The 10,261-nt window shown below is 64.6% G+C and carries 11 protein-coding genes; 7 read left to right on the forward strand and 4 right to left on the reverse strand.

From position 1 onward, the window contains the following. The 3 genes from MHZ91_RS08575 to MHZ91_RS08585 form a co-directional block, all read left to right on the forward strand. A partial coding sequence (locus MHZ91_RS08575) for a DUF1348 family protein (protein ID WP_239213304.1) occupies window positions 1–450 on the forward strand: 450 nt, incomplete at its 5' end. Between the two features lie 236 nt (window positions 451–686). Continuing rightward, window positions 687–1,157, forward strand: a complete 471-nt coding sequence (locus MHZ91_RS08580; protein ID WP_175121546.1) for a tripartite tricarboxylate transporter TctB family protein — start codon at window positions 687–689, stop codon at window positions 1,155–1,157. Window positions 1,158–1,160: 3 nt separating this feature from the next. Continuing rightward, complete coding sequence (locus tag MHZ91_RS08585) at window positions 1,161–2,687, forward strand: tripartite tricarboxylate transporter permease (protein WP_175121547.1); 1,527 nt, start codon at window positions 1,161–1,163, stop codon at window positions 2,685–2,687. 119 nt (window positions 2,688–2,806) lie between these two features. On the opposite strand, the gene MHZ91_RS08590 is transcribed toward MHZ91_RS08585, so the two are convergent. After that, window positions 2,807–3,253 (reverse strand): carboxymuconolactone decarboxylase family protein, encoded by a 447-nt coding sequence (locus tag MHZ91_RS08590; protein WP_175121548.1) that lies wholly within the window; start codon window positions 3,251–3,253, stop codon window positions 2,807–2,809. A 150-nt stretch (window positions 3,254–3,403) separates the two neighbouring features. Continuing rightward, window positions 3,404–3,724, reverse strand: a complete 321-nt coding sequence (locus tag MHZ91_RS08595) for a SelT/SelW/SelH family protein (protein WP_175121549.1) — start codon at window positions 3,722–3,724, stop codon at window positions 3,404–3,406. 87 nt (window positions 3,725–3,811) lie between these two features. Here MHZ91_RS08595 and MHZ91_RS08600 point away from each other — a divergent pair, with 87 nt between their 5' ends. After that, complete coding sequence (locus MHZ91_RS08600; RefSeq protein ID WP_239213305.1) at window positions 3,812–5,017, forward strand: multidrug effflux MFS transporter; 1,206 nt, start codon at window positions 3,812–3,814, stop codon at window positions 5,015–5,017. Here the strand turns inward: MHZ91_RS08600 and chrA are convergent. Then, the gene (gene chrA, locus MHZ91_RS08605; RefSeq protein ID WP_175121551.1) at window positions 5,014–6,270 is read right to left on the reverse strand and encodes a chromate efflux transporter; all 1,257 of its coding nucleotides are present in this window, start codon (window positions 6,268–6,270) and stop codon (window positions 5,014–5,016) included. The two genes, MHZ91_RS08600 and chrA, sit on opposite strands and share 4 nt — an antisense overlap. A gap of 239 nt (window positions 6,271–6,509) precedes the next feature. Between chrA and MHZ91_RS08610 the strand changes: the two genes are divergently transcribed. Next, window positions 6,510–6,989, forward strand: a complete 480-nt coding sequence (locus MHZ91_RS08610) for a carboxymuconolactone decarboxylase family protein (protein WP_239213306.1) — start codon at window positions 6,510–6,512, stop codon at window positions 6,987–6,989. Window positions 6,990–7,010: 21 nt separating this feature from the next. Here MHZ91_RS08610 and MHZ91_RS08615 read toward each other — a convergent pair whose 3' ends face one another. Further along, window positions 7,011–8,444 (reverse strand): PLP-dependent aminotransferase family protein, encoded by a 1,434-nt coding sequence (locus MHZ91_RS08615; protein WP_239213307.1) that lies wholly within the window; start codon window positions 8,442–8,444, stop codon window positions 7,011–7,013. A 111-nt stretch (window positions 8,445–8,555) separates the two neighbouring features. Between MHZ91_RS08615 and MHZ91_RS08620 the strand changes: the two genes are divergently transcribed. After that, window positions 8,556–9,014 (forward strand): GNAT family N-acetyltransferase, encoded by a 459-nt coding sequence (locus MHZ91_RS08620; protein WP_175121554.1) that lies wholly within the window; start codon window positions 8,556–8,558, stop codon window positions 9,012–9,014. Continuing rightward, window positions 9,011–9,649, forward strand: a complete 639-nt coding sequence (locus tag MHZ91_RS08625; protein ID WP_239213308.1) for an FMN-dependent NADH-azoreductase — start codon at window positions 9,011–9,013, stop codon at window positions 9,647–9,649. Before MHZ91_RS08620 ends, MHZ91_RS08625 begins: the two co-directional genes overlap by 4 nt. Window positions 9,650–10,261: the final 612 nt, after the last annotated feature.

Raw genomic sequence — 10,261 nt, forward strand, 5'->3', positions numbered from 1 at the left:
CTCCCCCCCTTCACGCACGAAAGCGCCATCCAGAAGGTCCGCCTGGCCGAAGACGGCTGGAACAGCCGCGATGCCGACAAGGTTTCGCTGGCCTACAGCCTGGACACGCACTGGCGCAACCGCGCCGAGTTCGCAACGAACCGCGAGGAAGCGCGTGCGTTTCTGGCGCGCAAATGGGCGCGCGAGCTGGAGTACCGCCTGATCAAGGAGCTGTGGGCCTACAACGGCAACCGCATCGCGGTGCGCTATGCCTACGAGTGGCATGACGATTCGGGCAACTGGTTCCGTTCGTATGGCAATGAGAACTGGGAGTTCAACGAAGACGGCCTGATGTTCAACCGCTATGCGTGCATCAACGACATGCCGATCAAGGAAGCGGACCGCAAGTTCCATTGGCCGCTGGGACGCCGTCCCGACGATCATCCGGGGCTGTCGGAACTGGGCCTGTAGTACCCATCAATACGCATGCGCGCATGTGATCCGCATGCGCGCAACGCCCGCTTTTCGGTTGAAAAAGGCCTAGGGATTTCCCCCGGTTTCGTGGCGATACGCACACCCGCGCGCAACTTTCGCGAACCTTGAAAGGTGAACGGAAGTTTGGATTTTTAGACTCCCGCATTCATTGCAGTGTCAGCTTTTGTTCAGACCGCAGTCAGACATAAGCACAACAACGGGAGGAAAAGACCATGCAATCAAAAAGCAGCGCCGTACGGCGCGAGGCGTGGGCCGCGGGCACGATGATCGTGCTGGGCCTGGGCGCCATCGCGCAGGCGTCAACCTACACATTGGGAAGCCTTGATCGCATGGGTCCTGGCATGTTCCCCGCGATTCTGGGCGTGCTGCTCGTGCTTCTGGGGCTGGCCATTGCCAAGACGGCGACGTCGCCTGTGGTTGCCGAGGAAGATGCCGAAGAAGTGGCGCCGCCCGAGTGGCGCGGCTGGGGCTGCATCATCGGCGGGTTGCTGTCCTTCATTCTGATCGGCAAGTTCGGCGGCCTGGTGCCGGCGACCTTCGTGCTGGTCTTCATCTCTGCCATGGGCGATCGCCAGCACACCTGGCGCAGCGCAGCCATTCTTGCCGCCGGTGTCACGGTGCTTGGCGTGGCGGTTTTCTCCTGGGCCCTGCAGCTCCAGTTTCCGTTGTTCCGCTGGGGTTGATCCATGGAAATCTTCAATAACCTGATGCACGGGTTCTCTGTCGCGTTCGCGCTGGACAACCTGATGTGGGCCATCTTCGGCGTGTTCATGGGCAACCTGATCGGCGTGCTGCCGGGCATGGGCGTGCTGGCCGCCATTTCGATCCTGCTGCCGCTGACCTACACGATGACGCCCACCGCGGCGTTGGTGATGCTGTCCGGCATCTACTACGGCTCGCAATACGGCGGCGGGATCACGTCGATCATGCTGAACCTGCCGGGCACCGCGTCGCATGCGGTGGCGTGTCTGGACGGCAATCCGCTGGCGCGCAACGGCAAGGCCGGCTCGGCGCTTTTCATGCTGATGTTCTCGTCGTTCTGCGGCGCGTCCGTCGGCATCCTGGCGATGATCCTGTTCTCGCCGCTGCTGGTCGACGTTGCGTTCAAGTTCGGTCCGGCCGAGTACTTCTCGATGATGATGCTGGGCCTGCTGGCCGGCGCCACGCTGGCCAAGGGATCGGCGATCAAGGGCGTGGCGATGGTCGTGGTCGGCCTGCTGCTGGGCGTGGTGGGCACGGACGTCAACACGGGCACGATGCGCTTTCACTTCGGCATCCTGGAACTGTCCGATGGCCTGCAGATCGTGGCGCTGGCCATGGGCCTCTTCGGCGTGGCGGACTTCCTGAAGAACATCAATCGCATCGGCGGCGACAGCAAGGTCACGTCCGCGAAGGTGAGCCTGAAGTCCATGCGTCCGGAAGCCGGCGACATCAAGCAATCGCGCGGCGCGCTGGTGCGCGGCACGGCCATCGGCGCGGCGTTCGGCATCCTGCCGGGCACGGGTCCGACCATTGCGTCGTTCATCTCGTACGCAACGGAAAAGAAGGTTGCAAAGGAACCGCGCCGTTTCGGCCGCGGCGCCATCGAAGGCATCGCCGGTCCGGAAGCGGCCACCAGCGCCTCGACGCAGACCAGCTTCATCCCGACCATGAGCCTGGGCATCCCTGGCGACCCGGTCATGGCGCTGATGCTGGGCGCGCTCATCATCCACGGCATCCAGCCGGGTCCGCAGATGATGATCGAGCACGCCGACATGTTCTGGGGGCTGATCGCCAGCTTCTGGGTCGGCAACGTGCTGCTGCTGCTCTTGAACCTGCCGCTGATCGGCATGTGGGTGCGCCTGTTGACCGTTCCCTTCCGCTATCTGTTCCCTGCCGCGCTGTTCTTTGTCTGCGTGGGGGTCTACAGCACGAACAACAACCTGTTCGACGTGGGGATGGTGACCTTGTTTGGCGCGGCGGGTTACGCGCTGATCCGGCTGCGGTTTGAACCGGCGCCGCTGTTGCTGGGCTTTGTGCTCGGGCCGATGGTGGAAGAAAACTTCCGCCGCGCCCTGCTGCTGTCCCGTGGTGAGCTGTCGATCTTCGTGACGCGGCCCATCAGCCTGGGCTTCATCCTGGCGTGCGTGGGACTGATCGCGTTGCTCGCGGTGTCGGCCCTGCGCGCACGCAAGGCGCGCGAAGCGCTCAAGCACGCGGAGTCTGCTGCGTAACCGCAAGGCAAGTTTCGGGGTAGTGCTGCTTTGGCCGGTCTCGCAAGGACCGGCCTTTTTTTTGCGTATCGCTGGCTGACCGCAAACGCCGCGCACGTCTGGCTGGCGTTGTGGGGCTTTTATGCCTTGGCGGCGACGGGAACCCGGAAGGGAACGCCCAATCGATTGAACGCGTTCATGGCAGCGATCGCGATCGTAAGGTCGACCAGGTCCTTCGGTGCGAACGCGGCCGAGGCGGCGGCGTAGGCTTCGTCCGAGGCGTGCGTTTCGCTGACGCGGGTCACTTCCTCTGCCCACGCCAATGCTGCGCGTTCCTGGTCGGAGAACAGGTGGTGAACTTCGTCCCACACGGGCACCAGCGTGATCTTGTCGACCGACATGGTTTTGCGCAGGTCACGGGTGTGCAGGTCGATGCAGTGCGCGCAGCCATTGATCTGCGAGACGCGCAGAAAAACGAGATGCACGAGTTCCGCGGGTAGCGCCGTGCGCTGCGTGACGTAGTGATGGATACCAAAGAGCGCCTTCGCGCCGTCGGGTGCGGTTTCTTGCCAGTTCAGGCGGGTCATTCCAATTCCTTTTGCTGTGGTTGATGACCGCAACATTACCCTGCCGCATGCCGGTGCAACAGGGCCAAGAATTGGCGTATTGACTGATCCAAGATGACTGGACCCCTTCCTGGCCAGCGGCATTGCCTACCTTTTCCCGAAGGCGGCCTTTCAGTGTTCGGGTGCGGACGCGTCGCTGCCGCCATGACCGTCGATGTGCCCAAGCGGGCGGCCCGGATCCAGGCGGTCGCGCACGCGCTGCTTCAGCACCTTGGCGTCGGGAAAACCGCCGTCGCGCTTGCGGTCCCAGATCAGGTCGCCGTTGTAGGTGATCTGGAAGATGCCACCTGTACCCGGCTGCAGCGCCACTTCGCCCAGATCGGTCGAAAACGTGGATAGCAGTTCCTGCGCCATCCAGCCGGCGCGCAGCAGCCACTGGCACTGCGTGCAGTAGAGGATGACGATGCGAGGGCGCAAGGCGGGCGGGTTCATGGGAAAGGCATTCTACGCCAGGCCAGCGACGCGCGATCATGGATAATGTCGGGTTTTCCCGGGTCTGCAATGGGCCCAGAGCCTGCAATGAAGTCTGCCTTGACGCCTCGAGGCCAGCGCTGGCTGATCGGTCTTTTGATGGGACTGGTCACGCTTACGCCGATGGCCATCGACATCTACCTGCCCTCCCTGCCCGCCATGGCGCACGCGTTTGACGAGCCCATCGGCGCGCTGCAGGCCAGCATCACGCTTTTCATCTTCGCGGTCGGTCTGGGTCAGGTCGTGATCGGACCGCTTGCCGACCGCTATGGCCGGCGGCCCGTGGCGCTGTGCGGGGCGCTGGCGTATCTGGCGGGCTCCGCGCTGGGCGCGGCGGCAACTTCGCTCGACGTGTTCTATGCCGCGCGCATTGTGCAGGGACTGGGCGCGTGTTCCGCGTCGCTGGTGGCGTTTGCCGCCGTCCGCGATTGCTTCAGCCCGGCCGTCGGCGCGCGCGTCTATAGCTATCTGAACGGCGCGCTGTGTACGGTGCCCGCGCTGGCGCCGATGGTGGGCGGCATGCTGGCGCTCCATGCGGGCTGGCGCAGCACGTTCGTGTTCATGGCGGTGTTCGCGCTGGCGTTGGCGGCGCTGCTTGCGCTGCGCTTCGAGGAGACGCGGTCCAGGCCGGCGCACCGCCCGGGCGCGCTGTACAGCCTGCCCCGCTATGCGCCCATCGTTGCCAGCGGCAGGTTCCTGTACTTCGCGTGTTTCGGCATGGCGGGCATGGCCATGATTCTGGTGTTCGTGTCGGCCGCGCCGGTCGTGCTGGTGCAGCAACTCGGCTATTCAGAGCTGGGATTTTCGGCGTGGTTCGGTGGCAATGCGGCCATCAACATCGCCGCGTTCTTCCTGGCGCCGGCGTTCATCGCCCGGTATGGCCGCTACACCATGGTGCGCGTCGGCATGGCGGCGCTGCTGCTGGCGTCGGCGTTGCATCTGGGGGCATGGCTGTGGGCGCCGCTTTCCGCCTGGATCTTCATGCTGCCGGTGGCGGTGCTGACCGTGGGGTTCTCGCTGGCGTTGGGATCGGGGTTGAGTCTGGCGCTGGAACCGTTCGCGGACCGCGCGGGCACCGCTGCAGCGGTTTACGGGTTGTTCCAGATGAGCGGGTCGGCCGTGATCGCGACCGTCTTGCTCGATAGCGGGATGGCGCCGCAGGCCGCCATGGCGTTGATCGGGGCGGTGATTGTGGCGCCGTTGCTGCTGCTGTCGCCGGCACTGGGCCGGCGGATTGATACCCGCAATGGCTAGACCAGCCAGCCCAGCGACCAGCCGCTGACGGCGGCCAGCAGCACCACCCACACCGGCGACCACCGGCCATAGACCAGCAGCGCGAACAGCAGCAACGCCAGGCCGAAGTCGGCCTTGCCGAGAATCGCGCTGGTCCAGACGGGGTCGTACAGCGCGCCGAGCAGGATGCCGACGACGCTGGCATTCACGCCGGCCACCATGTTGCGCACGCCGGGCCGGCGGCGCAACGTATCCCAGAATGGCAGCGCCGCGGCGAGCAGCAAGGCGCCCGGCACGAAGATGACGCACAGCAGCGTCAGGCCGCCCGCCCAGCCGGACAAGGGGCCGGACGACATGGCGCCCAGGAACGCCGCGAAGGTGAACAACGGGCCGGGCATGGCCTGCGCCGCGCCGTATCCGGCCAGAAATTCCGCGTTGGACACCATCCCGGAAGAGACGGACGCGGTTTCGAGCAGCGGCAGCACCACGTGCCCGCCGCCGAAGACCAGGGCGCCGGCGCGGTAGAAGCCGGCGATCTGGCTGGCCAGCGCCCCGTCCGACAGCAGCGCCCACAATGGCAACCCTGCCATCAACGCGGCAAACAGGCCCAGCGACACCAGACCTGCCACTCGCGGCACGCCCGACGACGCATTGGACAGGACGGGCCGGGGCGGCAATTGCAGGAAGGCCGCGCCGATCACCGCACCCAGCACGACGGCCCCGATCTGCGCCAGCGCCGTGGGCAGCACCACGGTGAGCAATGCGGCGGCGATAGCCAGCGCGGCGCGCGGCCTGTCCGGACAGAGCGATCTGCCCATGCCCCAGACCGCCTGCGCCACAATGGCGACCGCCGCGACCTTCAGGCCATGGATGGCGGCCGATTCGGACAGCCAGCCATAGTGAGCAAGTCCCATGGCAAAGCCGATCAGGGCGAGCGCCGATGGCAGCGTGAATGCGATCCACGCGGCCAGCATGCCGGCCCAGCCGGCCCGGCGCAGGCCGATCGCCATGCCAACCTGGCTGCTGGCGGGGCCTGGCAGAAACTGGCACAACGCGACCAGGTCGGAAAACGCGTAGTCATCGAGCCAGCGTCGCCGGTCGACGAATTCAGTGCGGAAATAACCCAGGTGCGCCACCGGTCCCCCAAAGGACGTCAAGCCCAGGCGCAGGAACACCAGAAAAACTTCAAGGCAGGATCCGCGGCCTGTCTGGGCGCGTGCGCCGGTGGCCGGCTTGCTGTCGACATGTTCGTCATGGGGGGATGGGTGCGGCATCGGCTCGGGCTTCTTGGGAGTCGGGGCGGCGATGTCTTTCGGGCCCCAGTTCCAAGCTTATAGCCGGGCCACGGCCGGGATTCAATCGGATAAATGTCAGGAATTGGCGCTTGCCGCGCCTTGCTCGCGGCGGATCATGGCCCATACCAAAAGCGGATTCATGGCACTTCAGCGTTAGGCCAATCGGCAGCATCATGGTCCGGTCAGTTCAACTTCCATCGCATCAGAAAGGTATGCACATGAGCCAGCGTTTGAATTACTTCCAGGTGTCCGAAGTCCTGTCGAAGAAGTATGTCGATCTGAGCATGGCGCTCAAGAAAACCGCCGTGGTCCAGGAATTGGGAGACCTGGTCGATATCCGCGCCTCGCAGATCAACGGCTGCGGATTCTGCCTGGACATGCACGTAAAGGAAGCGACGATCAAAGGCGAGCGCGCGTTGCGCCTGCATCACGTCGCCATCTGGCGCGAATCGCCGCTTTTCTCGCCCCGTGAACGCGCTGCATTGGAATGGACCGAGGCGCTGACCACCCTGCCCCCTCATGGCGTGCCGGACGCAATCTACGACGCCGTGCGCGCCCAGTTCACGGAAAGCGAGCTGTCGGACCTGACGTTCCGGGTGGTCGCCATCAATGGCTGGAATCGCCTGAACGTCGCCTTCCGCACTGTTCCGGGTTCGGCCGACGAGGCCTTTGGCCTGGACAAGGCGGGCCTGAACTGACCAGCGCTTGCCTTCTGCGATTCACATCAGTTGCAGGATCCGGCGGGCCAGTTGCTCCGCCTGTTCGGCCGACACGATGTTGGTGAAGCTCATGAGCAGGCCGGAGCGCGCATCGGGCGCCGCCGACCAGTGCGACAAGGCTTGCGCATACAGGCCGTGCTGCAGCATGCGCGACGCCAGTTCGCGATCGGTCTGATGGCCTTCCAGGCGCGCCACCAGGTGCATGCCGCCCGGCTGCAAATCGATGCGCAAGCGGGACCCCATGACATCGGTCAATGCTGCCGCCGTGGCGTGGCGCCGTTCGCAGTACAGGCGGCGCATGCGCTGGATGTGACGCGCGAAATGGCCTTCGTTGATGAACGACGTCAGCACGGCCTGCGTCAACGCCGGTGCGCCGCCCGCCAGCAGCATGCACAGGCGCTCGAAACGCGGCACCTGATCTTCGGGCACGACCAGATAGGCAAGCCGCACACCCGGGAACAGCACCTTGCTGAAGGTGCCCGAATACAGCACCCGGCCCTGCCGGTCCAGACTTTTCAGCGCGGGCAGCGGACGGCCGACGTAGCGGTACTCGCCGTCGTAGTCGTCTTCCACGATCCACACGCTGTTGCGTTCGGCCCAGTCCAGCAAGGCCTGGCGCCGGGGCAGCGACAGCGACAGGCTCAGCGGACTTTGATGCGCGGGCGTCACGACGGCCGCCCGGGCCCGCGGCTCCTGCGCGATGCCCGCCTCCACCACCAAACCTTCCGCGTCCACGCGCACGGGCACGGCCTGCATCCCGGCCTGCGCCAGCAGCACCCGCGTGGGTGGATAGCCGGGGTCTTCCACCCAGACCGAATCGCCGGGCTTGAAGAGCGCCTGCATGATGAGCTGCATGGTGTTGTTGTAGCCCGACGTGATGAACACCTGGCGCGGCGTGCATTGGATGCCGCGCGCGACCTGCAGATAAGCCGCCGTGGCGGTCCGCAGCCCAGGCAGTCCGGCCGGATCCGGGTAGCCGAGGTCGGGCGGCTGCATGCTGCGCAGATGCCGCGCGCCCAGCCGCGCCCAGATCTTGCGCGGAAAGGCGTCTAGCGCGGGCAGCCCCATCTGGAATGGCAGCGGCGCGGCCGGCCGCGGCCAGCGATCTTCGACCACCTCGGCGGGCCGGGCCCGGGCCGCCGGGGCCGCCGAGGGCATACGCGCGGCGGGTTGCAGGTTGGGTGCGACCACGGTGCCCGCCTGGCCGCGCGCCTGGATGTACCCTTCCGACGCCAGCAGCGAGTAAGCGACTTCAATGGTGCCGCGCGCCACGCCGATTTCCTTGGCGAGCGCCCGTGCCGACGGGATGCGGTCGCCGGGCTTGAGGGCGCCTTCGGCGATGGCGCTACGGAAACGCTCGTAGACCTGCCGGTACAGCGGGAGGCCGGCGGCGCCGGCGACGGTTTGCAGAGCGTCGGGTGTTGCAGGAATCATGGCATAGTCCGTAAGCGCATTTATGGCCCTTCAAATTATGGCATGCGCTTTTTAAGATTCGTACTCACGGTGGGCGTACGTTCAGCGCCCCAACCCCTGAGGGACTGATCCATGCATACATCCTCCACTGAGCCGGCACTGCGCCATCTGGAGACGCCGGAAGAATGGCGGGCTTGCCTGCCGCTGATGCGCGAACTGCGTCCGCATCTGGCCCAGGCGGACGACTTCGTCCAACGCCTGGCGCGGATGCACCAGGAGAACTACCGGCTGCTCGCCGTCATGCGTGACGGCCAGGCGGTGGCGCTGGCCGGATACCGCTATCAGGAAAACCTGATCTACGGGCGCTTCATGTACGTGGACGACCTGGTCGTGGATCCCTCGGCGCGCGGCAGCCGCTGGGGCGCCCGGCTGATCGCCGAACTGGACCAACTCGCTCGCGATGCGGACTGCGACAAGTTTGTGCTCGATACCGGGCTGGGCAACGCGCTGGCGCAACGCTTCTATTTCCGGCAGGGCCTGTTGACCAGCGCCATCCGGTTCAGCAAACCCTTGAAAGGAAGTTCCGAATGAGCATTCTTCGAATTCGCTGCAGCCCGCGGGGGCTCGAGTCCGAAAGCTATCGTCTGTCGCAGCAGATCATCGACCGGCTGACCCGGACGGGTCCAGCCGGCGGCTTGGACGTCGTGGAGTTCGACGCCACCACCCTCACCCATGCGGATGGCGACTATGCGGCTGTGTTGGCGGCGCGAGACGAACCCGAAGCCGACGGACTGGAAAATGGCTCGCTGCTCGCGTCCGGCGATCTGATCCGGATGCTGGACGAGGCCAGCCACATCGTGCTGGCGACGCCGATGCACAACTTCACCGTGCCCTCCTCGCTGAAAGCGTGGCTGGACCACGTGGTCCGGGTCCGCCACACGTTTCACATCACGCCCCAAGGCAAGGTTGGCCTGCTCGCTGACAGGCCGGTGTATGTCGCGATTTCGTCGGGTGGCGCGTTCAGCGGTGAAGAGGCCCGTCAGCCGGACTTCCTGACGCCGTACCTGCGTCACGTGCTGGCGACGATCGGATTGACGCAGGTGACCTTTGTCGCGGTCGAGGGAACGGCCCGGGGCCCGGAATGGCTGGAGGTTGGCCGGGCGCGTGCCCAGGCTGCGCTGGGCACAATTTCGTTCGAAAGAACGTCGGAGGAAGCGCCCGCCTGAGGCCGTTTACGCTTGCTTGCGTTTTGATGCGAACGACGCACCTCGCAGTCCCGAAATCCCGCCGGATTTCGGAACTTTTTATTTCCGGATTTTGCGCAAAACGAGGCGCGGATTATCAGGCGCTTCGCAATGGATTTATCCGAGCCCAGCAATTCGCATTCCCGGATCGCCAGATGAAATAACGTGCCGAAGAAATTTCATAGCAGCCCGCTGCGGCCATATCGTAGAAATACATGCGTCTTTTCAATGGCTTGAGCCACTAAGTTGAATTCAATCCTGCAATCGTATTCAAGTATTTATTTTCCTCATAAATCCGCGAACGATTAAATGTCATTGCGGCGCAACATTATCAATCGCCAATAATTCAAACTGAAACATCAGAAACTAAACGTAGGTTGCATACAGAGATAATCCGCAATTATGTCGAACTATGTCGTTACGTTTGACGCGAATTGTTTACAGCCGCGACCCTCATTTGCCCCCAACACTGACCCCTATTCAGCGGACGGGACAACAACATCAACCGCCGCCGGGTACCTGAAGTTGCAGCACCGCCTTGTCCGTTTGCGGCTGGTTGATGTGTGCGAAAAACGGGTAAGGCTCCTTCCGTCC

It is taken from the genome of Achromobacter sp. ACRQX (genome assembly GCF_022346505.1).
GTDB lineage: Bacteria > Pseudomonadota > Gammaproteobacteria > Burkholderiales > Burkholderiaceae_B > Achromobacter > Achromobacter animicus.